At 51.2% G+C, this 26,564-nt stretch carries 21 protein-coding genes; 11 read left to right on the forward strand and 10 right to left on the reverse strand.

What is annotated here, in order from left to right; translation table 11 throughout:
* Positions 1–9 precede the first annotated feature (9 nt).
* The gene (locus ACXAGQ_RS05380; RefSeq protein ID WP_475252357.1) at positions 10–489 is read left to right on the forward strand and encodes a hypothetical protein; all 480 of its coding nucleotides are present in this window, start codon (positions 10–12) and stop codon (positions 487–489) included.
* Positions 490–708: 219 nt separating this feature from the next.
* On the opposite strand, the gene lpdA is transcribed toward ACXAGQ_RS05380, so the two are convergent.
* The 5 genes from lpdA to ampD all read right to left on the reverse strand — a co-directional run bounded on the left by lpdA (position 709) and on the right by ampD (position 8,629).
* Positions 709–2,139, reverse strand: a complete 1,431-nt coding sequence (gene lpdA, locus ACXAGQ_RS05385) for a dihydrolipoyl dehydrogenase (protein WP_475252358.1) — start codon at positions 2,137–2,139, stop codon at positions 709–711.
* A 184-nt stretch (positions 2,140–2,323) separates the two neighbouring features.
* Positions 2,324–4,225, reverse strand: a complete 1,902-nt coding sequence (gene aceF / locus ACXAGQ_RS05390; protein ID WP_475252360.1) for a pyruvate dehydrogenase complex dihydrolipoyllysine-residue acetyltransferase — start codon at positions 4,223–4,225, stop codon at positions 2,324–2,326.
* 14 nt (positions 4,226–4,239) lie between these two features.
* Positions 4,240–6,903, reverse strand: a complete 2,664-nt coding sequence (aceE, locus tag ACXAGQ_RS05395) for a pyruvate dehydrogenase (acetyl-transferring), homodimeric type (RefSeq protein WP_475252362.1) — start codon at positions 6,901–6,903, stop codon at positions 4,240–4,242.
* An 82-nt stretch (positions 6,904–6,985) separates the two neighbouring features.
* Entirely contained in the window at positions 6,986–7,759 is a 774-nt protein-coding gene (pdhR, locus tag ACXAGQ_RS05400) for a pyruvate dehydrogenase complex transcriptional repressor PdhR (protein ID WP_107300054.1), read from the reverse strand.
* A gap of 315 nt (positions 7,760–8,074) precedes the next feature.
* Entirely contained in the window at positions 8,075–8,629 is a 555-nt protein-coding gene (gene ampD / locus ACXAGQ_RS05405) for a 1,6-anhydro-N-acetylmuramyl-L-alanine amidase AmpD (protein ID WP_475252364.1), read from the reverse strand.
* A gap of 364 nt (positions 8,630–8,993) precedes the next feature.
* Between ampD and nadC the strand changes: the two genes are divergently transcribed.
* The 10 genes from nadC to ACXAGQ_RS05455 all read left to right on the forward strand — a co-directional run bounded on the left by nadC (position 8,994) and on the right by ACXAGQ_RS05455 (position 18,960).
* Positions 8,994–9,881, forward strand: a complete 888-nt coding sequence (nadC, locus tag ACXAGQ_RS05410; protein WP_475254673.1) for a carboxylating nicotinate-nucleotide diphosphorylase — start codon at positions 8,994–8,996, stop codon at positions 9,879–9,881.
* A gap of 395 nt (positions 9,882–10,276) precedes the next feature.
* On the forward strand, positions 10,277–10,735 hold the full coding sequence (locus ACXAGQ_RS05415) for a pilin (protein WP_475252366.1): 459 nt from the start codon (positions 10,277–10,279) through the stop codon (positions 10,733–10,735).
* Positions 10,735–12,435, forward strand: coding sequence for a type IV-A pilus assembly ATPase PilB (gene pilB, locus ACXAGQ_RS05420; RefSeq protein WP_475252368.1), 1,701 nt, complete (start codon positions 10,735–10,737; stop codon positions 12,433–12,435). Before ACXAGQ_RS05415 ends, pilB begins: the two co-directional genes overlap by 1 nt.
* A gap of 119 nt (positions 12,436–12,554) precedes the next feature.
* Positions 12,555–13,775, forward strand: a complete 1,221-nt coding sequence (locus tag ACXAGQ_RS05425; protein WP_475252370.1) for a type II secretion system F family protein — start codon at positions 12,555–12,557, stop codon at positions 13,773–13,775.
* A 209-nt stretch (positions 13,776–13,984) separates the two neighbouring features.
* Positions 13,985–15,019 carry an IS110 family RNA-guided transposase gene (locus ACXAGQ_RS05430; protein WP_475251581.1) on the forward strand — a complete coding sequence of 345 codons (1,035 nt, stop codon included), beginning with the start codon at positions 13,985–13,987 and terminating at the stop codon, positions 15,017–15,019.
* A gap of 337 nt (positions 15,020–15,356) precedes the next feature.
* Entirely contained in the window at positions 15,357–16,226 is an 870-nt protein-coding gene (locus tag ACXAGQ_RS05435; protein ID WP_475252372.1) for a prepilin peptidase, read from the forward strand.
* A 3-nt stretch (positions 16,227–16,229) separates the two neighbouring features.
* Positions 16,230–16,850: a dephospho-CoA kinase gene (gene coaE / locus ACXAGQ_RS05440; protein WP_475252374.1), complete on the forward strand. Its 621-nt coding sequence runs from the start codon at positions 16,230–16,232 to the stop codon at positions 16,848–16,850.
* Between the two features lie 19 nt (positions 16,851–16,869).
* A complete protein-coding gene (zapD, locus tag ACXAGQ_RS05445) occupies positions 16,870–17,607 on the forward strand; it encodes a cell division protein ZapD (protein ID WP_475252376.1) in 738 nt (245 codons plus the stop codon).
* An 8-nt stretch (positions 17,608–17,615) separates the two neighbouring features.
* The gene (gene yacG / locus ACXAGQ_RS05450) at positions 17,616–17,834 is read left to right on the forward strand and encodes a DNA gyrase inhibitor YacG (protein ID WP_281026339.1); all 219 of its coding nucleotides are present in this window, start codon (positions 17,616–17,618) and stop codon (positions 17,832–17,834) included.
* Positions 17,835–17,925: 91 nt separating this feature from the next.
* Positions 17,926–18,960, forward strand: coding sequence for an IS110 family RNA-guided transposase (locus tag ACXAGQ_RS05455; protein WP_475251581.1), 1,035 nt, complete (start codon positions 17,926–17,928; stop codon positions 18,958–18,960).
* Between the two features lie 285 nt (positions 18,961–19,245).
* Here the strand turns inward: ACXAGQ_RS05455 and mutT are convergent, their stop codons facing one another.
* The 5 genes from mutT to ftsA all read right to left on the reverse strand — a co-directional run bounded on the left by mutT (position 19,246) and on the right by ftsA (position 26,551).
* Positions 19,246–19,644: an 8-oxo-dGTP diphosphatase MutT gene (gene mutT / locus ACXAGQ_RS05460; RefSeq protein WP_475252378.1), complete on the reverse strand. Its 399-nt coding sequence runs from the start codon at positions 19,642–19,644 to the stop codon at positions 19,246–19,248.
* 159 nt (positions 19,645–19,803) lie between these two features.
* Complete coding sequence (gene secA / locus ACXAGQ_RS05465; RefSeq protein ID WP_475252380.1) at positions 19,804–22,530, reverse strand: preprotein translocase subunit SecA; 2,727 nt, start codon at positions 22,528–22,530, stop codon at positions 19,804–19,806.
* A gap of 504 nt (positions 22,531–23,034) precedes the next feature.
* Positions 23,035–23,952 (reverse strand): UDP-3-O-acyl-N-acetylglucosamine deacetylase, encoded by a 918-nt coding sequence (lpxC, locus tag ACXAGQ_RS05470; protein WP_475252382.1) that lies wholly within the window; start codon positions 23,950–23,952, stop codon positions 23,035–23,037.
* A gap of 115 nt (positions 23,953–24,067) precedes the next feature.
* Positions 24,068–25,261 (reverse strand): cell division protein FtsZ, encoded by a 1,194-nt coding sequence (gene ftsZ, locus ACXAGQ_RS05475; RefSeq protein WP_475252384.1) that lies wholly within the window; start codon positions 25,259–25,261, stop codon positions 24,068–24,070.
* A 33-nt stretch (positions 25,262–25,294) separates the two neighbouring features.
* On the reverse strand, positions 25,295–26,551 hold the full coding sequence (gene ftsA, locus ACXAGQ_RS05480) for a cell division protein FtsA (RefSeq protein ID WP_475252386.1): 1,257 nt from the start codon (positions 26,549–26,551) through the stop codon (positions 25,295–25,297).
* Between the last annotated feature and the right edge of the window lie 13 nt (positions 26,552–26,564).

A 26,564-nucleotide genomic window follows, 5' to 3' on the forward strand; every position in this document is an offset into this window, starting at 1 on the left:
GAGGATTTGATGATGAAACAGTACAAGCGATTACTTTGCGGTTGGATTCTGGCTATGGGGCTCAGTGCATGTGGGGGCGGCGGAGGCGGCGACAGTGCCTCACCTGGCAGCTCCCCAGCTGATGCTGATGCCGGTGACGTTGGAAGCAGCGAGGAAGAAACGGTGACCATGGCGAGCATCAAGGTTGCCCCCGGTTACGACTTCACCACCAGCCAGCAATTGGATGTCAGCGTTGATGTCAGCGATATTACCAACCAGCGCGCCTACATTGCCTTCTACCAAGACTGGACTGGCAGCGACAGCAGCCCTGTCCCTAACCCGGACTCCCAGTTGCTAATGAAGGTCACCGACAACGGTCAGCTCAGCCAGACCCTGACCATCGGCAAGCAGCAACAGTCCCTGCTGATGGTAGTAATGTTCGCCGATACCGGTATCAGTCCAATCACCGATGTGTTTGCGGTGGATAGCAATGGGTATGCGTATCCATGAATAGGAGGCTGGATCCTAGTTCCTCGATTCTGGGGAGGCTGGGCTCGGGGGGGAAGCCTCAATAAAAACAAAAGTATCAGATACTTAACTCAGACCTTGCCTTCCCTAGGCCCGATTAGTGCTCCTTCCAGGATCTAGGTTCTAGGATCTTCCCTTCCCGTTCCAAACGCAAAAAAGCGCCCTCGGGCGCTTTTTTCATATCTTTCAAAGCAGCAAGAATTACTTCTTGCGCTTAACCGCTTTCGGGTTTGGAAGGTCAGTGATTGAGCCTTCGAATACCTCTGCAGCCAGACCAACAGATTCGTGTAGCGTTGGGTGAGCGTGGATAGTCAGAGCGATATCCTCTGCATCACAGCCCATCTCGATCGCCAGACCGATTTCACCCAGCAGCTCACCACCGTTAGTACCTACGATAGCACCACCGATAACACGGTGAGTGTCTTTGTCGAAGATCATCTTCGTCATACCGTCTGCACAGTCAGAAGCGATTGCACGGCCAGAAGCAGCCCATGGGAAAGTAGCCACTTCGTAGTTGATGCCTTCAGCTTTCGCTTCTTTCTCGGTCTTACCAACCCATGCCACTTCTGGCTCGGTGTAAGCGATTGAAGGAATAACTTTAGGGTCGAAGTAGTGCTTCTTACCAGAGATAACTTCAGCGGCAACGTGGCCTTCATGCACACCTTTGTGAGCAAGCATTGGCTGGCCAACGATATCACCGATAGCATGGATGTGAGCAACGTTAGTGCGCATCTGCTTGTCGACGTTGATGAAGCCGCGCTCGTCAACTTCGATACCCGCTTTCTCTGCGTCGATCAGCTTACCGTTTGGTACACGGCCGATTGCCACAAGAACTGCGTCGTAACGTACTGGCTCAGCAGGAGCTTTCTTGCCTTCCATTGATACGTAGATACCGTCTTCACGCGCTTCTACAGCGGTTACTTTGGTTTCTAGCATCAGGTTGAATTTCTTCTTGATACGCTTGGTAAAGACTTTAACGATGTCTTTGTCAGCAGCAGGGATAACCTGGTCGAACATCTCAACCACGTCGATCTCTGAACCCAGCGCGTGGTATACCGTACCCATTTCAAGGCCGATGATACCGCCACCCATTACAAGTAGCTTTTCAGGAACTTCTTTCAGCTCAAGTGCGTCAGTTGAGTCCCAGATACGTGGGTCTTCGTGCGGGATGAACGGTAGCTCGATTGGACGAGAACCTGCCGCAACGATAGCGTTGTCGAAAGTAATAGTTGTTGGACCGTCTTCGCCCTCAACAACGATAGTGTTAGGACCAGTAAACTTACCGTAGCCGTTCACTACATTAACTTTACGCATCTTAGCCATACCGCCAAGACCGCCAGTTAGCTGGGTAATTACTTTTTCTTTCCATAGACGGATCTTAGAGATATCAGTCTGTGGTTCACCAAATACGATACCGTGGTCGGCCATCGCTTTAGCTTCTTCGATTACTTTAGCAACGTGAAGCAGGGCTTTAGATGGGATACAGCCCACGTTTAGACATACACCACCAAGCGTGCTGTATTTTTCGATTAGTACCGTATCTAGGCCTAGGTCGGCGCTACGGAATGCCGCAGAGTAACCTGCAGGGCCTGAACCCAGCACCACTACCTGGGCTTTAATTTCTTTACTCATCATGACCTCGTTGTAAGTCTTTTATCCCTAACAGGCTAAGTATTCGTGTTCTACTTTTTTTGTTTCAGCTGGCTAACGATTTTACAGAGGTGTTAACAAACTGAAAAGTAAATTGCTATAGCCTGTGAGCTACTCAACACTTCCATGCCCGCTTTTGCAGGCATGGAGGTTGGGTTAGGAAACCTTAAAGTACCAGACGGCGAATGTCAGACAGACACGCGTTCAGGTATGTAATGAAGCGAGCACCTTCCGCGCCATCGATCACACGGTGGTCGTATGATAGAGATAGCGGAAGCTGTAGGCGTGGTTCGAACTCTTTGCCGTTCCACACAGGCTTCATTTCAGACTTAGATACACCCAGGATACCAACTTCTGGTGCATTCACGATTGGCGTGAACGCAGTACCGCCGATACCGCCTAGGCTTGAGATAGTGAAACAACCGCCTTGCATGTCAGAAGCTGTTAGTTTACCAGCACGTGCTTTCTTAGAAATCGCTTTCAGCTCATCAGATAGCTCGTAGATACCTTTCTTGTTCACGTCTTTGAATACAGGAACAACAAGGCCGTTTGGCGTATCAACTGCGATACCCACGTTAACGTACTTCTTCAGGATCAGGCTTTCACCGTCTTCAGACAGAGAAGAGTTAAATGCTGGGAAGGCTTCAAGTGCTTTCGCTACCGCTTTCATGATGAACACAAGTGGCGTGATCTTCATGCCAGAGTCTTTCTTCGCTTCAATCGCGTTCTGCTCTTTACGGAAAGCTTCAAGCGCTGTGATATCGGCGCTGTCCCACTGTGTAACGTGAGGGATCATTACCCAGTTACGGTGTAGGTTGGCACCTGAAATCTTCTTGATGCGAGACAGCTTCTGAACTTCGGTGTCACCGAACTTGCTGAAGTCAACTTTCGGCCATGGTAGTAGGCCAAGCGCAGAGCCGTCGCCTTTGCCAGATGCCGCAGCACCAGACTCAAGACGCTTAAGTGCATCTTTCACGAAGTTCTGTACGTCTTCTTTCAGGATACGGTTCTTACGGCCAGTACCTTTAACCTTAGAAAGGTTAACACCGAACTCGCGAGCAAGACGGCGAACAACTGGAGACGCGTGAGCGTACTCGTTGTTTTCCTGGAAATCACCCGTTGAAGCCGGAGCTGCCGCCGCAGGTGCTGCTGGAGCAGGACGGTTCGACGACTCGACCGCTGCTGGCGCTGGAGCTGCTGCCGCAGGAGCCGGAGCCGCTGCAGGTGCTGCGCCCGCCACTTCGAAGACCATGATTAGCGAGCCAGTTGACACTTTGTCGCCAGCTGCAATCTTGATTTCTTTAACCGTACCTGCGAATGGTGCAGGAACTTCCATAGAAGCCTTGTCACCTTCAACAGTGATCAGAGATTGCTCTTCTTCCACTGTATCGCCAACAGCAACCATGATTTCAGTAACTTCTACTTCATCACCGCCGATGTCTGGAACGTTAACTTCTTTTGCTGCTGCCGCTGCAGGAGCCGCCGCTGGCGCTTCTACGGCTGCTGGCGCTGCCGCAGGAGCAGAGCCTGCCGCTTCGAAGATCATGATAAGAGAGCCAGTCGATACTTTATCGCCTGCCGCTACTTTGATCTCTTTTAGAGTACCTGCAAATGGTGCAGGTACTTCCATTGATGCTTTGTCGCCTTCAACAGTAAGAAGAGACTGCTCTTCTTCGATGCTGTCGCCAACTGCAACCATGATTTCAGTTACTTCTACTTCGTCGCCACCGATATCCGGTACGTGAACTTCTTTAAGCTCTGAAGTAGCAGGAGCCGCTGCTGCTGGAGCAGCAGGAGCTGCTTCAGCCGCAGGAGCAGGTGCTGCAGCTGCAGCACCCTCGGCTTCGAAAATCATGATTAGAGAACCGGTAGAAACATTGTCGCCTTCAGCAACTTTGATTTCTTTAACGATACCCGCCTGAGAAGCAGGGACTTCCATAGAAGCCTTGTCGCCTTCTACAGTGATCAGTGACTGCTCTTCTTCAACCTTGTCGCCAACGCTAACAAGAATCTCAGTTACTTCAACCTCATCCGCACCGATGTCAGGTACATTAATTTCGATTGCCATGTTTAATTTGCCTCTTACGCGTATAGCGGGTTGATCTTGTCTGCGTCGATGTCGAACTTAGCAATTGCTTGTGCAACTACTGATTTCTCAACATCACCACGCTTAGCCAGTTCAGTCAGTGCTGCAACAACAACGTAGCCAGCATTAACTTCGAAGTGGCGGCGTAGGTTCGCACGGCTGTCAGAGCGGCCGAAACCGTCAGTACCAAGTACTTTGAAAGACTCAGAAGGCATGTACGCACGAACTTGCTCTGCGTAGTTCTTCATGTAGTCAGTCGCAGCGATTGCAGGCTCAGTACCCATCACTTCAGTGATGTAAGGTACTTTCGCTTCTGCTTCTGGGTGAAGCATGTTGAAGCGCTCTGCATCCTGGCCGTCACGTGTTAGTTCGTTGAACGAAGTCACAGAGTAAACGTCAGAAGCAACACCGTAGTCATCGCTCAGGATCTGTGCAGCTTTGCGTACTTCGTTCATGATAGTACCAGAGCTCATCAGCTGAACTTTCTTATCGCCCGCGTAAGATTCTAGCTTGTAGATACCCTTACGGATGCCTTCTTCAGCGCCTTCAGGCATTGCTGGCATCGCGTAGTTTTCGTTCATTACCGTTAGGTAATAGAACACGTTCTCTTGGTTCTCGCCGTACATGCGACGGATACCGTCTTGCATGATTACCGCAAGCTCGTAAGCAAACGTTGGGTCGTAAGAGATACAGTTCGGGATAGTATTCGCCTGGATGTGCGAGTGACCATCTTCGTGCTGCAGGCCTTCACCGTTTAGGGTTGTACGGCCAGCCGTCGCGCCTAGTAGGAAGCCACGAGCTTGTTGGTCACCTGCTAGCCATGCCATGTCACCAATACGCTGGAAACCGAACATTGAGTAGTAGATGTAGAACGGGATCATTGGCAGATCGTTGGTGCTGTATGAAGTCGCAGCAGAAACCCAAGATGCCATTGAACCTAGTTCGTTGATACCTTCTTGCAGAACCTGGCCAGAAGTCGCTTCTTTGTAGTAAGACACTACACCGCGGTCTTCAGGCGTGTATTCCTGGCCGTGCGGGTTGTAGATACCTACCTGGCGGAATAGGCCTTCCATACCGAAAGTACGCGCTTCGTCACAGATAATTGGCACGATGTTCTTACCGATGCTCTTATCTTTCAGAAGGATGTTTAGCGTACGTACGTAAGCCATTGTGGTAGAGATTTCACGCTTCTGCTCAACAAGTAGAGAAGAGAACGCATCTAGCTCAGGCACTTTGAATTCTTGAGTGAACTTAGGCAGACGCTTAGGCGTGTAACCGTGCAGCGCGTTACGACGAGCGTGCATGTATTCGTACTCAGGCGAACCTTCTTCCAGTTTCAGGTAAGGAAGCTCTTTGATCTTCTCGTCTGAAAGGATGTCTTGAAGGCCTAGGCGGTCACGTAGGTGCTGAACATGTGTCATGTCCATTTTCTTCACGCCGTGAGCGATGTTCTTACCTTCAGCTGCTTCACCCATGCCGTAACCTTTAACAGTCTTAGCTAGGATCACAGTTGGCTTGCCGCCAGTTTCTTGTGCATTGTTGAATGCAGCAAATAGTTTCGAAGAATCGTGGCCACCACGCTTCAGCTCGAAGATTTGCTCATCAGTCATGTCAGAAACTAGTGCAGCTGTTTCTGGGTACTTGCCAAAGAAGTGCTCACGTACGTAGGCGCCGTCTTTAGACTTGAACGTCTGGTAGTCACCATCGATAGTCTCGTTCATAAGCTGTAGTAGCTTACCAGAGGTATCTTTCGCTAGTAGTGCATCCCAGTTGTTGCCCCAGATAACCTTAACAACGTTCCAGCCAGCACCTTTGAATAGGCCTTCTAGCTCTTGGATGATCTTGCCGTTACCCATTACCGGGCCGTCAAGACGCTGTAGGTTACAGTTGATTAGGAAACATAGGTTGTCCAGTTTTTCACGAGCAGCGAACGAGATCGCACCGCGTGATTCTGGCTCATCCATCTCACCGTCACCTAGGAACGCGTATACGCGCTGTGCTGAGGTATCTTTAAGGCCACGGCCTTCTAGGTACTTAAGGAAACGTGCTTGGTAGATAGCAGAGATTGGCCCCAGACCCATAGATACGGTCGGGAACTGCCAGAACTCAGGCATTAGTTTAGGGTGCGGGTATGAAGGGATACCTTTACCATCAACTTCTTGACGGAAGTTGTCTAGCTGCTCTTCAGTCAAGCGGCCTTCAACAAATGCGCGAGAATAGATACCTGGAGAGATGTGGCCCTGGTAGTAAACTAAATCGCCGCCATCCACTTCGTTTGGTGCACGGAAGAAGTGGTTGAAACATACTTCGTAGAATGCAGATGCAGACTGGTAAGAAGCCATGTGGCCACCTAGGTCCAAATCTTTCTTAGAAGCACGTAGTACGATCATGATTGCGTTCCAACGGATAATGGAACGAATACGACGCTCAAGTGTTGTGTCACCTGGGTAAGCAGGCTCTTGCGCTGCTGGGATCGTATTGATGTAGTTGGTGGTCATGCCAGTTGGCATATCTACGCCATCAAGACGAGCCTTGTCCAGTACTTGCTCAAGTAGGAACTGGGCGCGTTCTACACCTTCTTCACGAACGACTGACTCAAGGGCTGCTAGCCACTCTTGAGTTTCCAGTGCGTCCACGTCATTTTTCATGACTTCAGACATGCGATCTATCCTTTCGTTGATAATCTACAAAACTAACAATGTCGCGACTGTTTACTAGTGCCCTCGGCTTATATGAGGGGTACTAATCCAGCCCGTCCTTGCGTTGTTGAATGCGGCGAAGAGAGCGTTCTCGTCTACTGTCTTCTCGCGATAAATCCAACAAGGTTTCCTCGATATAAGCCAAATGTGCATGCGATGCTTCGCGGGCCTGTACGGGCTCACCCGAAACAATCGCCTGGACAATGTTGGCTCGATGATTGCGCACCTTTTCCACCACTTCTGGGCGACGGTTCAGGAGCTCAAAGTTTTGTAATACGTTTTGCTCCAGCAGGGGGGCAAGGCTACGGATGATATGGAGCAATACCACGTTGTGTGCGGACTCGGTCACCGCTATCAGGTATTGCATCACAGCGGCGGCTTCGGCCGGCAAATCACCTTGCTGCTGGGCGTCCTGTATACGTGAATGGCAGTCACGGATACGGGTGAAATCTTCTTCGTTGCCGCGCAGGGCGGCATAGTAGGCGGCTAGGCCCTCAAGGGCGTGGCGCGACTCCAGCAAGTCAAGCTGGGTCTCTGGGTGGGCGGAAAGAAGTTCCAACAGTGGCTCGGAAAAGCTCTGCCATAGCTTTTCGGTCACAAAGGTACCGCCACCCTGGCGGCGCGTGAGCAGTTTTTTTGCTTCTAGGCGCTGGATAGCTTCACGGACAGACGGGCGAGAAACATCGAATTGCTTTGCCAGCTCACGCTCAGGCGGCAGCTGCTGCCCCGGGGACAAGATTCCCTCAAGGATCAGATGCTCCAGTTCCTGCTCGATAGCATCGGAGAGCTTGGGTTGGCGAATTCGTTTATAAGTCATTAGTTATTGATTCTTGGTTGTACTTATTGCGTTTCAAGGTGGTCCGGAATGCGGATAATTGGTATTACCAATTTAACTATGGAAGGAAAGTTTACAGAAATAATTGAGGATGTCTACCGACAACTTGATTGAAATCATAGAATGAGGGGTGATTTAACAAAAATTTCAAATTATGAAAACTTGTTAAAACATGGCAAACACTAGTAGTCAACAGGGGTTAGGGCAAGGTCTGGCGAGAAAACAAACAATGGTCAGACCAATTGCTTGTTACATTTCCCCGCCAATTTTCTCATCAGCTGTGGTGCTGATTGGCGATTAGTTGTTCAATAATGAGCACTTATACGCTAGCCAATCGAAGGCCAGCCCCGGGTCGGTCTTGCGGCCGGGTGCGATAAACTCATGGCCGGTGATCCGGCTGGTATCCATACGTGGGTAGTGGTCGAGCAAAACCCGACTCAGTGTAGACAGCGTGTCATACTGGGCTTTGGTATATGGAATGGTGTCCGTTCCTTCCAGTTCAATCCCGATCGAGTAGTCGTTGCATTTATCACGGCCTGCAAATGTCGACACACCCGCATGCCAAGCTCGACAATCAAACGGAACGAACTGGATAATATCGCCATTTCGCATAATTAGACAGTGGGCTGATACCCGAAAGCCAGAAATTAACTCGAAATAGGGATGTTCGTCAGGTTTTAGGGTGCCGGTAAAGAGCTGTTCGATATACGGTCCACCGAACTGACCCGGCGGCAAGCTGATATTATGCACAACCAGCAGCGAAATATCGTTACCATCCGGCCTGGCATCATGGAACGGCGATGGCACATGCTTGACCCCTTCCAGCCAGTGGTCTTGGTTAATTGTTAACATTTTAATGAGATCCTAGAGGCGAGTTCCTAGTTCCTAGATTGGTCCTAGAACCTGGGTCACAAAAGCATTCAATGATAACAATTATACGTCAAGCTCTTTGCCCTTATTTTTAGCTCCTCCTGCTTTCCCTCTTATCTTGCTCCCCGCTTTTTCTATGAACTAGGATCTAGGATCCAGAAACTAGGAACTCGCTGAACCAGGAACTCGCTCCCTAGCACCACCTTTTCCCTCTTTTCCTGGTAACAAGCCACTCGCACCTAGGATCTCACCGCTCATCGCGGTATGATCAGCGCCACAAAAACCAGGGAGCGGCTCCCGCCCCTATTCAGCAGCCAAACCTTGCTACGGATTTGTCATGACTCAAATGGAAAAGAAGCACGACAGCGAATCGCGCTTGAATTACCTTAAACAGCAGCTTCCCCTCGAAATTACCCGTGCCGTTGCCGACACCCTGCGTGAAGACCTCGGTGGCGAGATAGATGCCAGCCGCGATGTGACGGCCGGCTTGATCCCGGCAGATGCCCAAGGGGTCGCCACTATCATCACCCGCGAGCACGGTATTTTCTGCGGCCAGATGTGGGCCGAAGAAGTGTTCCGCCAACTTGGCGGCGAAGCCAGTATTGAGTGGCATGTTGAAGACGGCGACAAGGTTGAACCCAACCAGATCCTATGCACCCTGCGCGGCCCGTCACGCATTTTGCTGACCGGCGAGCGCAACGCGATGAACTTCATCCAGACCCTGTCAGGCTGTGCCACCACAGTCGCTGAATATGCCAAGCAGCTAGAAGGTACCGAGTGCCGCCTGCTGGATACCCGCAAGACAATTCCGGGCCTGCGCAGCGCACTGAAATATGCCGTGACCTGCGGCGGCGGCTACAACCACCGTATCGGTGTGTTTGACGCCTACCTTATCAAGGAAAACCACATCATCGCCTGTGGCGGTATCGAGCAGGCGATCAGCACCGCCAAGCAGCTCAACCCGGGCAAGCCGGTCGAAGTCGAAACCGAGTCACTCGATGAGCTGCAGCAAGCCATTGATGCCGGCGCCGATATCATCATGCTGGACAACTTCACCACCGACATGATGCGTGAAGCGGTGAAAATCAACGCTGGCCGCGCCGCGCTGGAGAACTCCGGCAACGTGACGCTGGAGACAATCCGTGAGTTTGCCCAAACGGGTGTGGACTACATCTCGGTCGGCGCCCTGACCAAACACCTCAAGGCAATGGATTTGTCGATGCGGTTTAAATAGGCGTTTTAATAGACGGTTTAAAATAGGCTTTCAAATAAACCCTGCCGCTACAGTCCAGAATTCAAGCAGGCTCCTTCGGGTGCCTGTTTTTGTATTTGGCTATTGGCTATTGGCTATTGGCTATTGGCTATTGGCTATTGGCTACAATTGTGAAATAGTGATAATTAAGTCAACAACTTCAAACACTTAAACCCTTTTTCTGAGGCACGTTTTTGCCTCCCCACCCTCAGCCTAGCGCAAAATCACTCGCAACTTGCATTGCAACAGATGCAACAAAACATTCATTTTCTTGAACCATTTCCAGCAAGCCCTAACCGGGAATAAAACACCTTGAATATCAAGGGTATGCTGGCAACACATAGACAAGTGATGGCAACAAATACAAGGACAAAACAATGAAAGGACAAAAAGGCTTTACGCTGATTGAGTTGATGATAGTGGTGGCGATTATTGGGATATTGTCAGCTTTTGCAGTACCCGCATATCAAAATTACACTAAGCGAGCACATGCAAGTGAGATGTTAAGTGCAACTGCCGCATTTAAAACAGCCGTAGGAATCTGTTTACTTGGTGGTAAGGCTGATTGTTCTGATAAACAAGGTGGGGTTCCTGACAAGCAAACATTTGCAAGTGGTAATGACAGCTTTGAAATTACATCAAACGTAAAACAGGCAACATTAGGTACAGTAGACACAAATACGGAAATATCTGTATCCATAACGGCTAACAAAACTAAAGGCTCACTTCCAACAGACGCGGTGATAAAAGTAACTCCTACACTCGATACCAATGGAGTAGTTTGGGCTGTAGCATGTACTGGTACAGGCAGTTCTGATTGGTGCCCAACAAGCTAATGCACACCAACCTCGCTTCAATCCTGCACCAGGCTGACTTAATCAGCCCGGTGCAGTTGCAACAGGTGATTGACCAGGTACAGGCAGAAAACCTGTCTGTACCTGCGGCGTTAATTGGCCTCGGGATCATGACCAGCCAGGACTTGGCGCGCCAGCTGGAAGTGATTTTTGCTGTTGCACTGGTCGATGCCCACCAGTATGACTACGCCAAATGCTGCAAAACCCTCAACCTGCGTGACTTGATCCTGCGCCACCGGGTGCTGCCACTCAGCGCCACCGACAACACCCTGTTTATCGGCCTGTCAGATCCGACCTACCTCGATGCCCTTGACGAATTCCGCTTTGCCACCGGCAAGCATGTCGAGCCGATGCTGCTCGACCACAAGCAGCTCGAGGCAGCTATCCGCCGGGTTTACGGCAGCGAGCTCAAAGGTACCGAGCAGCACGCGCCGCAGCGCGGGATCAGTGACAGCGAGCTGAATGAGCTGGTCGAGCTGAGCGATGGCGAACTGGTAGATGACACCACAGACCTTAGCAGCGACAGCGCGCCGGTTACCCGCTATATCAACCAAACCCTGCTCGATGCCCTGCGCAAGCACGCCTCGGATATCCACTTTGAGCCTTACGAGAAGCACTACCGGATCCGCTTTCGCTGCGACGGTATCCTACATCAGTATGCAACTCCGCCAGCCAACCTGTCACGCCGGCTGTCGACCAGGCTCAAGGTGATGTCGCGGCTCAATATTGCCGAGCGGCGGATCCCGCAGGATGGCCGGATCAAGCTCAAGCTGTCCGATAGCGTATCGGTTGACTTACGGGTCTCGACCCTGCCGACCATGTGGGGGGAGAAGGTGGTGCTGCGGATCCTCGATGCCGGCAGCAGCCAGCTAGACATTGACCACCTGGGCTACAACGCCAGCCAGAAACAAGCTTACCTCGATGCATTGGCCCAGCCGCAGGGAATGATCCTGATGACCGGCCCGACCGGTAGCGGCAAGACCGTTTCCCTGTATGCCGGGCTAAGGATCCTCAATACCGAGGCGCGTAATATTTCCACCGCCGAAGACCCGGTAGAGATCAACCTGCCGGGGATCAACCAGGTCCAGATCAACCCAGCCACCGGCTTGGGTTTTGCCGAAGCCCTGCGGGCCTTCTTGCGCCAGGATCCAGATGTCGTCATGGTCGGTGAAATACGCGACCTCGAAACCGGCAGCATTGCAGTAAAAGCCGCCCAAACCGGACACCTGGTGTTGTCCACCCTACATACTAATTCAGCGGCAGAGACCATCACCCGGCTGTCCAACATGGGGATCGAGGATTTCAACCTGGCTTCATCGCTTAGCCTGATCATCGCCCAGCGCCTAGCCCGGCGGTTATGCCCGTCCTGCAAGCAGCCGGATGCACTCGACCCGATGCTGCGCTCGAAACTCGGTATCCCTTTGGAAGCCGAGCTATTCCAAGCTAGCCCGAATGGCTGCGATGACTGCAACAAAGGTTATCTCGGGCGTGTCGGTATTTATGAAGTCATGCCGTTTTCCCGCCAGTTGTCACAGGCCCTGATGCAAGGTGCCAGCACATTGGAGCTGGAAGATATTGCCTGCCGGCAGGGTATGATCACCCTCAAGCAAGCCGGCACCGAAAAACTGCGGCAGGGAACCACCAGCCTCGCCGAGCTACAGCGCGTGCTGCACTTTGCCTAACCGCGCAAGGCCTTTAACCCAGTACCTTTAACCGCAGAGCGATTAACCACAAAGCCTTTAACCGCAAGACATTAATAATTAACAACGAATAGAAAAATAGAATTGCTAGAGAGTGAAGCATGGCCAAGGAAAGCAAATTACGCTATTACCGCTGGCGCGGAGTGAACCCGACAGGCAAGCGCCTGGCCGGCATTATGGTTGGCTACCAAGAACCTGAGATCCGTGCCCGGCTCAGCGAGCAAAAAATCCAAGTCAAAAAAATCAAGCGCTTCAAACCATCGTCACTAAGCAAGCGCCGCAACCAGCTCACTGCCAAGGACGTCACCGCCATTACCCGCCAACTGGCCACCATCGTCAACTCGGGGGTTCCGGTCGTCCAGGCGCTCAAGCTGATTGCCCACAGCCACAACAAGGCTGAGGCCAGGGCCACGCTGACCATGGTCAGCAACCAAGTTGAAGCCGGTTCCAGCCTGGCCAGAGCATTGAATACCAGCTCACCGCTGTTCGATAACTTCTATTGCGACCTGGTCGCCACCGGCGAGCAGACCGGCCACCTCGCCCAGGCATTCGAGCGCCTTGCCACCTACCGCGAAAAAAGCGAAGCTATGCGCAAGAAAGTCATCAAGGCAATGATTTACCCGACCATGGTGTCCCTGACTGCCGTCGGGGTCACTTTGATGATGCTGATTTTTGTCATCCCGCAATTTGCCAATATTTTCAAAGGATTTGGTGCCGAGCTGCCATGGTTTACCCAGAAAATCATTGATGTTTCCGAGTTCTTGCAAAGGGATGGCCTGCTGCTCGCACTAGGCTTAACCATAACTATCCTGCTGGCTGTCTCCGCTTATCGCAAATCAGACCGGAACAAGCTCCGGGTTCACCGTGCCCTGCTCGCCGTCCCTATCATCGGCCCTATCATGCTAAAAGCGGCTATTGCCCGTTTTGCCCGTACCCTTGCCACCACTTTTTCATCGGGGATCCCCTTGCTGACTGGTATCGAGGCGGCAGGCAAGACCGCTGGCAACCGCCATATAGAACAAGCCATTGTAGGTGCACACAGCAATACCGCGGCCGGTATGCCGCTCCACCTCGCCCTGCGTCACAGCGAGGTCTTCCCTGAGTTGATGCTGCAGATGGTGATGATCGGTGAAGAGTCCGGCTCCATTGACGACATGCTCAATAAAATAGCCTTCACGTATGAGAGCGACGTCGACAACACCGTCGATAACCTGGGCAAAATCCTCGAGCCGCTAATCATCATCTTCCTCGGTACCGTTATCGGCGGGCTGCTGGTTGCCATGTATATGCCGGTGTTCAAACTGATGAGTGTAGTGGGGTAGGAGTAAGGTGCGAGATCCTGGATCCTAGTTCCTAGAGCCAGGGTCTAGATTGGGGAGTTAATGAAGCGTTAACTAGGTAGCTATATCACACTATTCTCTTCGTTCTGCTCACTCTTCCAGGGATCAGCACTTCCCAGATGTATGGACTCCCTCTCCCTGAGGAGTTACGGTCTTAATCCGACGAAAGATTAGCCAAAAGGAGTCCATACATGAACGACCTTAATACATTGGCCATCGACTTAGCAAAGAATGTTTTCCAAGTTTGCAAGCGAAGCCCGCAAGGCAAAGTATTCTTCAATCGGGAAATGACCCGGGCAAAGCTCAAGGAGCTGCTTGCTAACGAGAAAGTGGCTTTAGTCGCAATGGAAGCCTGCAGTAGTTCCCATTATTGGGCAAGGTATGCTGCTGAGCTCGGGCATGAAGTAAAAGTCATCAATGCCCGAGCTGTTAAGGCTTTCCAAATCAAGCAGAAAACGGATAGGAATGATGCATTGGCAATAGCTGTTGCTGCTGCTCAAGCCCATATCCCTAGTGTCCGTGTCCAATCGGCCGATGAACAGGCACTGCAATCCTTAGAGCGAGCCCGCCAATTAGCAACGTCCCATCAAATTGCACAAAGTAATCAAATTAGAGGGCTATTAGCCGAGTTTGGTATCGTCGCTCCAAAAGGCCTCAAAAGCTTGAGAGAGAAAATACCCTATATTCTCGAAGATGGGGATAACCGGTTACCTGGTAGTTTTAGGGAAATGTTACACCGATTATGGGAACACCTCCTTGCCCAGATTGAACATACCGAAGCCTTAGAAAAGCAGCTTGAAGCCACGGTAAAGTCGAACAATGTTTGCCAAAAGTTGATGAAGCTTGAAGGCGTTGGGCCGATATGTGCAATAGGTTTAGCCGTCAAACTAGGACGAGGAGAGAGCTTTGCCAATGGCAGGCAGGCTTCAGCCAATATAGGTCTCACCCCAAGGCAGCATAGTTCTGGTGGCCAAGAACGGATAATCAATATCTCAAAGTACAGTGCAGACAAGCGACTTCGTTCAACACTTTTTCAAGGAGCGCTTTCAGTCATTACTCAGGTAATGAAACGTCCAGCGAGAACGCATAAAGAACAATGGCTCCAAGCATTAGTCATGAGAAGGGGACAGAAGATAGCCGCGGTAGCCCTTGCCAATAAGACAGTGCGTACAGCGTATGCGATATTAAAGAATGACTCAGTGTACCAGCCAGTTGAGTTGACTTAGTACACTGCTCATAATCTGCAAAGAGCGATGTAAAACAGGTAAGACCGACCAGTAAAAGCTAGATGGGTTCTGAGGTACCTAAATACCGCTTCCTAGAGTTAGCTTACTGGTGCGACTACATTTTAGGGCGGGGTAGCTCCCCAAAGAAGCCCGTATATAAGTGCGCATCTATACCTTGTTTTGGTTTTTTTCTTTGTTGATTTCCCAAGGGAGTCCATATAAGAACCCAGCTCTTAAAATCTAGGATCTAGGCGCTAGGATCTAGACTCTGCTTTTCCTATGATCCCTACCCCATTTCCCCTACAATATTCCCATTGAGTAATATGAGAGTTTTTTCATGATGTTGCTGGTTGTATACCCCTGGTTATTCCCTGCCTTTGCGGCCATTTTTGGTTTGCTGGTAGGTAGCTTCCTCAATGTGGTGATCCACCGCCTGCCTATTATGATGGAACGCCAGTGGAGAGCCGACTGCACCGAGTATTTCCCGGAGCTTGCCCCCCAGCCAGATACCGGCACCTTCAACCTCAGTATCCCGCGCTCGCGCTGCCCGCACTGCCAGCATCAAATCAGCATGTGGGATAATATCCCGGTGATCAGCTGGCTGCTGCTCGGAGGCAAATGCCGCAACTGCAAGGCCAGCATCAGTGCCCGCTACCCGGCGATCGAAGTACTGACCGCAGCAATCAGCACCACTATCGCCCTTACCCTGCCTGCTTCGGTATGGTCACTGGCGGTGATCCTGTTCAGCTTTTCCCTGATCGCCCTGACCTTTATCGATATCGACAAGATGCTGCTGCCGGATCAAATCACCCTGCCTTTGATGTGGGCGGGCTTGATGCTGTCGCTACTGGGTATTTCCCCTGTCAGCCTGCAAGATGCTGTTATCGGTGCCATGGCCGGTTACCTGTCGCTATGGAGCCTGTATTGGACCTTCAAACTGCTGACCGGCAAGGAAGGCATGGGTTACGGTGACTTCAAGCTATTGGCAGCACTTGGCGCCTGGCTTGGCTGGCAGCTATTGCCTTTTGTGGTGTTGTTTTCTTCACTGGTGGGGGCTATCTGCGGCATTATCATGATGCGCCGCCAGCAAGCTGATGGCCAACAGCCATTTTCTTTTGGCCCTTACCTGGCTATTGCTGGCTGGGTGGCCATGCTATGGGGTGAGCCGTTGCTCAACTGGTACCTAACCAACTATTTGGGGCTTTGATCGATGTCTTTCGTTGTAGGCTTAACCGGCGGGATCGGTAGCGGCAAAACCACTGTAGCCAACTTGTTTGCAGACCAGCAGGTCGAGATCATCGATGCCGATATCGTGGCCCGCGAAGTGGTCGAGCCCGGCAGTGCTGGTTTGCAAGCCATTGTTGATAAGCTGGGTTCTGACATCTTGCTGACAGATGGCACGCTTAACCGCAGTAAGCTGCGTGAAGCCATCTTCAGTGACAATCAATTAAAAGAATGGCTTAACCAACTATTGCATCCGATGATCAGGGAAAAGATGCAGCAAGATATTGCTGCCGCCCAGTCGCCTTATTGCTTGCTGGTTGTGCCGCTAATGGTGGAGAACAACCTACAGGCAATGACAGATCGCCTGTTGGTGGTCGATGTCGATGAAGAGATCCAGATCGCCCGGACCCAGCAGCGGGATAATGTTCCAGCCGAGCAGGTCCGCAGCATTCTGGCTTCCCAGGCCAGCCGCGAGCAACGCCTTGCAGCGGCCGATGATGTGATCTGCAATAATGGCAATGGTAGCAACCTTGAACAGCAAGTTGCCAAACTGCACCAACAATACCTGGCGCTGAGCCGCCAGCAGAACAATACGCCGCAGTGCTAACTAATTTGGGTAGGTTGATATGCAAGTAAATCGCTTTGAACACCCGCTAAACGAGAAGGTACGGATTTACCTTCGCCTCGAGTACCTGATCCGCCAAATGCAGCATGCCAGCGAGCTCGCTGATCCGTGGCAGCATCAGCTATTCTTCCGTGCCCTGTTTGATTTGCTGGAAATCCTCGACCAGATCCAGCTCAAATCAGAGCTCGCCAAGGATCTGGAAAAGCAGCGCGGCCGCCTCAAGCAGTGGCTTAATATCGAAGGTGTTGATCAAAGCGCCCTGCTGGCATTGCTCGATCAGCTAGAGCTTGCCCAGCACCAGTTGCTTACGTCCAACCGCCTCGGCCAAGCCTTGCGCGAAGACCGCTTCCTTGGCGGGATCAAGCAACGCTTGTCTATCCCCGGCGGCAGCTGTTGTTTTGACCTGCCCGCCTTGCACCACTGGCTGCACCTGCCACTGGCCCACAAGCAAAGTGATCTGGCCAATTGGCTGTCGCAAATCAAAGAGCTGAGCGTTGCCCTCAACCTGTGGCTCAAGCTAGTACGGGAAACCGGCCAGTTCCAAGACCAGGTAGCACGCGGTGGTTTCTTCCAGCATGAAGCGGACGAAGCCAGTTTGATCCGGCTTGAAATTTGCCCTAGCCATGGTGTCTACCCTATGATATCGGGGCACCGCAGCCGGTTTGCCATCCGTTTCATGCAATTTGAAGAAGGCGCCGGTATTGCCGAGAAGATAGAATTTAAACTAGCGATTTGCTGAGGTAACAAGTGACGCAATCCAACACGCCAACCACGCCGATTACAGTGGTGAAATGCCCTACCTGCCAAACCGAGGTTGTTTGGGGCGAGCAGAGCCCATTCCGTCCGTTCTGCTGCAAACGCTGCCAGCTGATCGATTTGGGTGAGTGGGCCGAAGAAGAGAAGGCGATCCCAGGCGCGCCGGATATGTCGGATTCCGATGGCTGGTCGGAAGATATGGGGTACTAACGAGGTTTTGTGATCCTAGATGTATGGACTCCCTCTCCCTGAGGAGTTACGGTCTTAATCCGACGAAAGATTAGCCAAAAGGAGTCCATACATGAACGACCTTAATACATTGGCCATCGACTTAGCAAAGAATGTTTTCCAAGTTTGCAAGCGAAGCCCGCAAGGCAAAGTATTCTTCAATCGGGAAATGACCCGGGCAAAGCTCAAGGAGCTGCTTGCTAACGAGAAAGTGGCTTTAGTCGCAATGGAAGCCTGCAGTAGTTCCCATTATTGGGCAAGGTATGCTGCTGAGCTCGGGCATGAAGTAAAAGTCATCAATGCCCGAGCTGTTAAGGCTTTCCAAATCAAGCAGAAAACGGATAGGAATGATGCATTGGCAATAGCTGTTGCTGCTGCTCAAGCCCATATCCCTAGTGTCCGTGTCCAATCGGCCGATGAACAGGCACTGCAATCCTTAGAGCGAGCCCGCCAATTAGCAACGTCCCATCAAATTGCACAAAGTAATCAAATTAGAGGGCTATTAGCCGAGTTTGGTATCGTCGCTCCAAAAGGCCTCAAAAGCTTGAGAGAGAAAATACCCTATATTCTCGAAGATGGGGATAACCGGTTACCTGGTAGTTTTAGGGAAATGTTACACCGATTATGGGAACACCTCCTTGCCCAGATTGAACATACCGAAGCCTTAGAAAAGCAGCTTGAAGCCACGGTAAAGTCGAACAATGTTTGCCAAAAGTTGATGAAGCTTGAAGGCGTTGGGCCGATATGTGCAATAGGTTTAGCCGTCAAACTAGGACGAGGAGAGAGCTTTGCCAATGGCAGGCAGGCTTCAGCCAATATAGGTCTCACCCCAAGGCAGCATAGTTCTGGTGGCCAAGAACGGATAATCAATATCTCAAAGTACAGTGCAGACAAGCGACTTCGTTCAACACTTTTTCAAGGAGCGCTTTCAGTCATTACTCAGGTAATGAAACGTCCAGCGAGAACGCATAAAGAACAATGGCTCCAAGCATTAGTCATGAGAAGGGGACAGAAGATAGCCGCGGTAGCCCTTGCCAATAAGACAGTGCGTACAGCGTATGCGATATTAAAGAATGACTCAGTGTACCAGCCAGTTGAGTTGACTTAGTACACTGCTCATAATCTGCAAAGAGCGATGTAAAACAGGTAAGACCGACCAGTAAAAGCTAGATGGGTTCTGAGGTACCTAAATACCGCTTCCTAGAGTTAGCTTACTGGTGCGACTACATTTTAGGGCGGGGTAGCTCCCCAAAGAAGCCCGTATATAAGTGCGCATCTATACCTTGTTTTGGTTTTTTTCTTTGTTGATTTCCCAAGGGAGTCCATATAAGAACCTAGAGCCTAGAAGGAGCAAAGGCTCCCTTCCTCTAGGATCTAGGATCTAGGATCTATTTTACAACGCCATCAACTTCTCCAGCACCACCTCATTCGCCTCCGGGAAAGCGTAGTTAGTTAGCTCTTTCAGGCATACCCACTCGCTTGGCTGCCCTTCTTTGCCGTAAGCCTTGCCCTCAAAGGCGCGTACCAAGAAGAAATCAAACTTCAGCGACTTCTCTGGGTAGTCGTGCTCCAGTGCCATGAAGTGCTCTAGCTTTGTTGCCTGGATACCGACCTCCTCGTGAAGCTCCCTGATCACCGCCTGTTCGGCTGTTTCACCGGCTTCCACCTTGCCTCCGGCAAACTCCCAAAAGCCGCCCTTGTGCGCTTTGGCGGCGCGCTGGGTAATAAAAACTTTGTCCTGCTCGGCATTGAGGATGATCCCTGCCGAAATCCACACTTGTTTCTTTTCCAAACCTGTTCCTTTCTCTTTCGTTGCCTGCTGAGCAGATCTCTTCTTTAAGCTTATACCCGGTGCAAGATACTTTATTAAGCACTCTATGGCGTTATCTCGGTACCCCGGTATAGAAAAAAGGCCGCGAATGCGGCCTTTTATATCGGTTAAGCAGCCCGGCTAGTTGATTTTACCGTGGCATTGCTTGTACTTCTTGCCAGAGCCACATGGGCAAGGCTCGTTACGGCCTACCTTGCGCTCTTCACGCTGGTAAGGTGCCGCTTCGTCGCTTTCCTGGCTTTCGTCGGCAATTTGGTTTTCCGCGTTCTGGTGCTGGAACTGCTGGCGGCGAGCGAGCTCTTCTGCCTGACGGCGGCGCTCTTCTTCAACACGCTCAACTTCTTCCTGCTGCTGAACACGTACCTTGCTAAGGATCGCAATCACATCAGACTTCAGGCTCTCCAGCATACCTTCGAACAGCTCAAACGACTCGCGCTTGTATTCCTGTTTCGGGTTCTTCTGGGCATAACCACGTAGGTGGATACCCTGGCGCAGGTGATCCATCGCCGCTAGGTGTTCTTTCCATAGCGTATCCAGGTTCTGCAGCATCACCGTCTTCTCGAAGTTACGCAGTACTGGCGCACCAACCACTTCTTCTTTGTGGCGGTAGATCTCAACCGCTTTCTCGACGATACGCTCACGCAACGCTTCTTCGTACAGCTTCTCTTCGCTGTCCAGCCACTCCTGGATAGGTAGCTCCATGTCGTAGTCAGCCTTCAGGCGCTCTTCTAGGCCCTGGATGTCCCACATCTCTTCCAGCGACTGCGGCGGGATGTAGCCATCGATAACGGCTTGGATCACGTCTTCGCGGTTCTGCTCGATCATTTCGCTGATATCTTCAGCATTCATCAGCTCATCGCGTAGCTCGTAAACCACCTTACGCTGGTCGTTTGCCACGTCATCGAATTCAAGCAGCTGCTTACGGATATCGAAGTTACGGCCTTCAACTTTGCGCTGGGCGTTCTCGATAGCCTTGGTCACCCATGGGTGCTCAATCGCTTCGCCTTCTTCCATACCCAGCTTCTTCATCATGTTAGACACACGATCCGACGCGAAGATACGCATCAAGCCATCTTCCATTGATAGGTAGAAACGAGAAGAACCAGCATCACCCTGACGGCCAGAACGACCACGTAGCTGGTTATCGATACGGCGAGATTCGTGACGCTCGGTACCGATGATGTGCAGACCACCTGATGCTAGAACCGCATCGTGTTTAACCTGCCAATCCGCTTTGATTTTGGCAATTTGAGCATCTGTTGGGTTGTCCAGCTTGGCAACTTCGCTCTGCCACGAACCACCCAGTACGATATCCGTACCACGGCCGGCCATGTTAGTTGCGATAGTCACCGCTTTTGGTGCACCCGCCTGGGCAACGATATCAGCTTCACGCTCGTGGAACTTGGCGTTCAAGACTTCGTGCTTGATACCCTGTTTCTTCAGCGATTTAGACAGCAGCTCAGATTTCTCAATCGATACCGTACCCACTAGAACAGGCTGGCCGTTCTCGACACGGTTCTTGATGTCTTCGCTGATAGCGGCAAATTTTTCCAGCTCGGTCATGTAAACCAAGTCACCCATGTCATCACGGATCATTGGCTTATTGGTTGGTAGTACTACGGTTTCAAGGCCGTAGATAGACTGGAATTCGAATGCTTCAGTATCGGCTGTACCTGTCATGCCTGACAGTTTTGAGTACAGGCGGAAGTAGTTCTGGAACGTGATTGACGCCAGCGTCTGGTTCTCATTCTGGATCTTCACCCCTTCTTTGGCTTCTACAGCCTGGTGCAGACCTTCAGACCAGCGGCGGCCCGGCATGGTACGGCCGGTGTGCTCATCGACGATGATCACTTCGTCGTCTTTAACAATGTAGTCAACGTCACGCTCGAACAGAACATGGGCACGCAGCGCAGCGTTAACGTGGTGCAGCAAGCTGATGTTGGCTGGTGAATAAAGGGTATCGTCCTCTTCCATCATGCCATTTTGCTTAAGCAGCTCTTCAACAAACTCCTGACCGTTCTCGGTTAGGTGGGCTTGCTTCGACTTTTCATCAACCGTGTAGTGGCCTTCGCCACGGTATTCTTCGCTGTCTTCCTGATCCTGCTTGACCAGTTGTGGGATCAGGGTGTTGATCTTGGTGTAAAGCTCAGAGCTATCTTCCGCAGGGCCCGAGATAATTAGCGGGGTACGGGCTTCATCGATAAGGATGGAGTCAACTTCATCGACTACCGCAAAGAAGCGCTCGCGCTGTACGCGGTCTTCCGGGCGGAATGCCATGTTGTCACGCAGGTAGTCAAAACCAAATTCGTTGTTTGTACCGTAAAGGATGTCGGCAGCGTAGGCTTCTTTCTTCGCCTGAGGCGGCATGTTCGGCACGTTAACGCCAACGCTCATGCCCAGGAATTCAAATAGTGCACGGTTGGTTTCGGCATCACGCGCAGCCAGGTAGTCATTCACCGTTACGATGTGAACGCCTTTGCCGGTTAGGGCGTTAAGGTAAGCTGGCAGGGTTGCCGTTAGGGTTTTACCCTCACCGGTACGCATCTCTGCGATTTGGCAAGCGTTCAGTACCATACCACCGATAAGCTGAACGTCGAAGTGGCGCATACCGAATACACGCTTGGACGCTTCACGTACCGTTGCAAAGGCTTCTGGCAGTAGCTGATCTAGGTTTTCACCCTGCTCCAGACGCTCACGGAACTCAACCGTTTTGGCCTTTAGTTCTTCGTCCTGCAAACTTTCGAATTGAGGTTCAAGCTTGTTGATTTGGTCAACAATTTTGCGCATACGACGCAGTGTGCGGTCGTTACGGCTACCGATAACTTTGGTCAGTAGTTTTGATAACATGGCGTTGCCGTTTTCTCTTAGTTATTTCAGCCTATCAAGGCTGAATTCTTAATCTGAATTTTTCAACCGGGATTATATCTGATTGGCGCGAGGCCAGACTTGCGATTAATCATCCCTGTCCCGTCTAAATTCGCCACTGGTGTGGCAACGGAAGCCGATACGAAAAACAATGGTTATTGATGATATTGTGGTACGAGTCGACCATTTCAAGGGATAAATGAAAACAATACCAGAAATTGAACATCATCGGCTATCCGTGGAGGGGGTAAATGTGCCCTCCCAAGATTGATATAATAAGCCATATTGACAGTGCCGCCTATGGCAAATGCCCCGGCAAGGTTTTTCATATTCGAAAAATTAGAACTTAGCCACCACTTTTTGCCCTAAAAGCTGAGTTATGCCCGGCCTTTGCCCCACCAAAGCAGCCCAGCGCGGAATTCAAAGCATAAAAAAACGCCGGACAAAGTCCGGCGTTTCTGAAATCGTTGGATGCGCAATGACCAATTAGGCCAATACCATACCTGGCTGAGCGAAGGTGACTGGCACCTGCTGCTCGTCGGTGAAGGTCGACCACTCGTACGCTTCCTGATCGGCAAGCACTGCACGCAGTAGCTTGTTGTTTAGCGCATGGCCTGACTTGTAAGCCACCATTTCACCAATGATATTGTGGCCACACATGTAAAGGTCACCAATGGCGTCCAGTACCTTGTGGGTAACAAGCTCGTTGTCGAAACGTAGACCTTCATCATTAAGGATACGGTAATCGTCAAGCACGATAGCATTGTCAAAGCTACCACCCAGACACAGGTTTTGTGACTGGAGGTATTCGATATCACGCATGAAGCCGAAGGTACGGGCACGGCTGATATCTTTGACAAATGACTGGCTGGAAAAATCCAGTACCAAACGCTGCTGCTCTGATTCAATCGCCGGGTGGTTAAACTCGATAGCGAAATCCAGACGGAACCCGTTGTAAGGACGGAGTTCTGCCCACTTGTCACCATCTTCGACGCGAACAGTTTTCTTGATACGCAGGAAACGCTTAGGCGTATTCAGGGTATCGATGCCGGCAGACTGCAGCAGGTAGATGAACGGGCTCGCACTGCCATCCATAATAGGGATTTCAGGTGCATCAACTTCGATAATCACATTATCGATGCCCATTCCTGCCAACGCAGCGTTAAGGTGCTCAACCGTTGAGATACGTACGCCTTGCTCATTAACCAAGGCAGTACACAACATGGTGTCGCGAACCGAGTCTGCATCTGCTGGAAAATCAACAGGCGGATTCAAATCGGTACGGCGATAAATCACACCAGTGTTTGCAGCAGCAGGACGAAGAATAAGCGTCACTTTACGGCCAGAGTGAAGTCCCACCCCAGTCGTTTGCACAATGCTTTTCAGTGTACGTTGTCTTATCATCTGCTTTTCTCAACTATAAAATTGCCATGATATCGGCTCCTATCCTTCGTCAAAATAAGGACAGGGACGCACATCATATCACTTTTTAACCAGTTTCCCAAAATTAATTGCGCGCTTAGTCAGCTTGCTTGCGCAAAAATGCTGGGATATCCAAGTAGTCGTGATCCGCCTGAGGCTTCGGATTTGCTGCCGTTGCCGCCTGCTGGTTCGCTGGTTCAGCCGCCGGGGCTGGCTGACTTAGCGGCGCAGCTTTGGCTTCTTCAGCAGGTGCTGCTGCAGGTGCTGGCTTCTCAGCCGCCACTGCCTGCACTGGCTTAGCCGTACCTGTTACCAAGGTGATATCAGGCTTGCATTCTTTGCCAATACCCGTTGCAACAACCGTTACACGCAGCTCATCAGACATTTCAGGGTCAAGCGACGTACCGATAACAACAGTCGCGTTGTCAGAGGCAAAGGCTTTCACCGTGTTACCTACAGTTTCGAACTCATCCAGGCGCATGTCCAGGCCAGCGGTGATGTTTACAAGCACACCACGCGCACCGGCTAGGTCGATATCTTCAAGTAGCGGGCTCGAAATAGCCATTTCCGCCGCTTCTTCTGCACGGTCGTCACCAGTGGCAACACCGCTGCCCATCATGGCATGGCCCATTTCAGACATCACTGTACGAACGTCAGCAAAGTCGACGTTGATCATGCCCGGGCGGGTGATCAGCTCGGCGATACCCTGCACGGCGTTTTTCAGTACGTCGTTAGCCTTGGCAAACGCGTCAAGCAGCGTGATACCACGGCCAAGTACTTTCAGCAGTTTTTCGTTAGGGATAGTGATCAGCGAGTCGACATGCTTCGACAGCTCCTCGATACCCTGTTCGGCAAACGCCATACGCTTTTTGCCTTCGAAGCTAAATGGCTTGGTAACCACCGCAACGGTCAGGATCCCCAACTCTTTCGCTACCTCGGCAATGATTGGGGCTGCACCGGTACCGGTACCGCCACCCATACCGGCAGCAATGAAAATCATGTCCGAGCCATCAAGCTCAGCTTTGATCGCTTCGCGATCTTCCAATGCCGAGTCACGACCAACCTGAGGGTTGGCACCCGCGCCCAGACCTTTGGTGATTGCGCCACCGATCTGGATCACTGTACTTACATTGGTTTTACGTAGTGCCTGAGCATCAGTGTTCACACTGATAAACTCAACGCCCTCGATTGATTCACGTACCATGTGATCGACAGCATTACCACCGCCGCCGCCAACGCCTATGACTTTAATTACTGCTTCGTCAGACATTTCCATCATCGGTTCAAACATGTGTTCTCTCCGTCCATCCTGTTCGCATCAGGGTTAAAATTCTTTTCTTAACCAGCCACTCAGCTTAGAGAAAAAGCCAGAAACAGAACGCTTCTGCTCAATTTCGCTGTCATCAAATGTCTGACTATCCTTTCCGTAATGCAGTAGACCTACTGCAGTTGCATAATGTGGGAATTGCACATGTTCGGTCAGCCCTACCACATTGAGCGGCAGGCCAACACGCACCTGGTTGCTAAATACGCGCTCGGCGCACTCCACAAGCCCTTCCATCTGTGCCGCACCGCCAGTCAAGACGATACCAGCGGCCAGCTGGTGCTTCACTCCCGCATTACGCAGTTGTTCTTGTACTTCTATCAGCTTCTGATTAACCAGTCCCAACAGCTCGCTGTAACGGGGCTCTATCACTTCCGCCAATGTCTGGCTCTGCAGGCTACGCGAAGGCCGACCGCCGACACTCGGCACATCAACCTTGGCATCCTTGCTAACAAGTTCGCTTAGCGCACAACCATATTTCACTTTAATTTCCTCGGCATCACCCAACGGTGTGCCGAACGCATAGGCAATGTCACTGGTTACCACATTGCCCGCATAAGGAATCACGGCCGCATGGCGCAATGCACCACCGGTCCAGACGGCAATATCCATGGTACCGCCGCCAATATCAACAACGCACACACCCAGTTCACGCTCATCGGGCGTCAACACTGCGTGGCTCGCAGCCAAGCCGGAGAAAATAAGTTGATCGACTTTAAGGTCACAGCGCTCTACCGCCTTGACGATATTACGCGCCATGTCGTTATGGCAGGTGATCAAATGAACACTGGCTTCCATGCGTACCCCAGATAAACCAACAGGGTTTTTAATTCCCTCCTGATAATCAATAGCAAACTCCTGAGGAATTACATGCAAAACTTTATGTTCGTCACTAATTTTTACCGATTTGGCGGTGTGGATGACATTATCAACATCATCCTGCGTCACTTCTTTGTCAGAAATCGGAACCATGCCGTCTTCCGTCTGGCAGCGGATATGCTTGCCCGACAGTGACAGGAATACCGATGAAATCTGGCAATCAGCCATCAGCTCGGCTTTGTAGATCGCGCCCTGTACCGATTTGACTACAGACTCGAGATCATTTACGCCGCCTTTGTCCATCCCTCCGGACGGACTGCTACCTTCCCCGATAACGTTCACTTCGCCATCCGGTAGCACTTCACCGACTAAAGCACTGACTTTGGATGTGCCAATATCCAAGCCTACTATCAGTTTTTTATCTGCCGCCTTCGTCATAGCGCCTACTCTT

It is taken from the genome of Photobacterium sp. ABD4_091 (assembly GCF_056160145.1).

What these genes read in the sequence shown, in the direction of transcription:
- ACXAGQ_RS05380 (WP_475252357.1), top strand. Translation starts at nt 10, where the DNA reads ATGATGAAACAGTACAAGCGATTACTTTGCGGTTGGATTCTGGCTATG.
- lpdA (WP_475252358.1), bottom strand. Translation starts at nt 2,139, where the DNA reads ATGAGTAAAGAAATTAAAGCCCAGGTAGTGGTGCTGGGTTCAGGCCCT.
- aceF (WP_475252360.1), bottom strand. Translation starts at nt 4,225, where the DNA reads ATGGCAATCGAAATTAATGTACCTGACATCGGTGCGGATGAGGTTGAA.
- aceE (WP_475252362.1), bottom strand. Translation starts at nt 6,903, where the DNA reads ATGTCTGAAGTCATGAAAAATGACGTGGACGCACTGGAAACTCAAGAG.
- pdhR (WP_107300054.1), bottom strand. Translation starts at nt 7,759, where the DNA reads ATGACTTATAAACGAATTCGCCAACCCAAGCTCTCCGATGCTATCGAG.
- ampD (WP_475252364.1), bottom strand. Translation starts at nt 8,629, where the DNA reads ATGTTAACAATTAACCAAGACCACTGGCTGGAAGGGGTCAAGCATGTG.
- nadC (WP_475254673.1), top strand. Translation starts at nt 8,994, where the DNA reads ATGGAAAAGAAGCACGACAGCGAATCGCGCTTGAATTACCTTAAACAG.
- ACXAGQ_RS05415 (WP_475252366.1), top strand. Translation starts at nt 10,277, where the DNA reads ATGAAAGGACAAAAAGGCTTTACGCTGATTGAGTTGATGATAGTGGTG.
- pilB (WP_475252368.1), top strand. Translation starts at nt 10,735, where the DNA reads ATGCACACCAACCTCGCTTCAATCCTGCACCAGGCTGACTTAATCAGC.
- ACXAGQ_RS05425 (WP_475252370.1), top strand. Translation starts at nt 12,555, where the DNA reads ATGGCCAAGGAAAGCAAATTACGCTATTACCGCTGGCGCGGAGTGAAC.
- ACXAGQ_RS05430 (WP_475251581.1), top strand. Translation starts at nt 13,985, where the DNA reads ATGAACGACCTTAATACATTGGCCATCGACTTAGCAAAGAATGTTTTC.
- ACXAGQ_RS05435 (WP_475252372.1), top strand. Translation starts at nt 15,357, where the DNA reads ATGATGTTGCTGGTTGTATACCCCTGGTTATTCCCTGCCTTTGCGGCC.
- coaE (WP_475252374.1), top strand. Translation starts at nt 16,230, where the DNA reads ATGTCTTTCGTTGTAGGCTTAACCGGCGGGATCGGTAGCGGCAAAACC.
- zapD (WP_475252376.1), top strand. Translation starts at nt 16,870, where the DNA reads ATGCAAGTAAATCGCTTTGAACACCCGCTAAACGAGAAGGTACGGATT.
- ACXAGQ_RS05455 (WP_475251581.1), top strand. Translation starts at nt 17,926, where the DNA reads ATGAACGACCTTAATACATTGGCCATCGACTTAGCAAAGAATGTTTTC.
- secA (WP_475252380.1), bottom strand. Translation starts at nt 22,530, where the DNA reads ATGTTATCAAAACTACTGACCAAAGTTATCGGTAGCCGTAACGACCGC.
- lpxC (WP_475252382.1), bottom strand. Translation starts at nt 23,952, where the DNA reads ATGATAAGACAACGTACACTGAAAAGCATTGTGCAAACGACTGGGGTG.
- ftsZ (WP_475252384.1), bottom strand. Translation starts at nt 25,261, where the DNA reads ATGTTTGAACCGATGATGGAAATGTCTGACGAAGCAGTAATTAAAGTC.
- ftsA (WP_475252386.1), bottom strand. Translation starts at nt 26,551, where the DNA reads ATGACGAAGGCGGCAGATAAAAAACTGATAGTAGGCTTGGATATTGGC.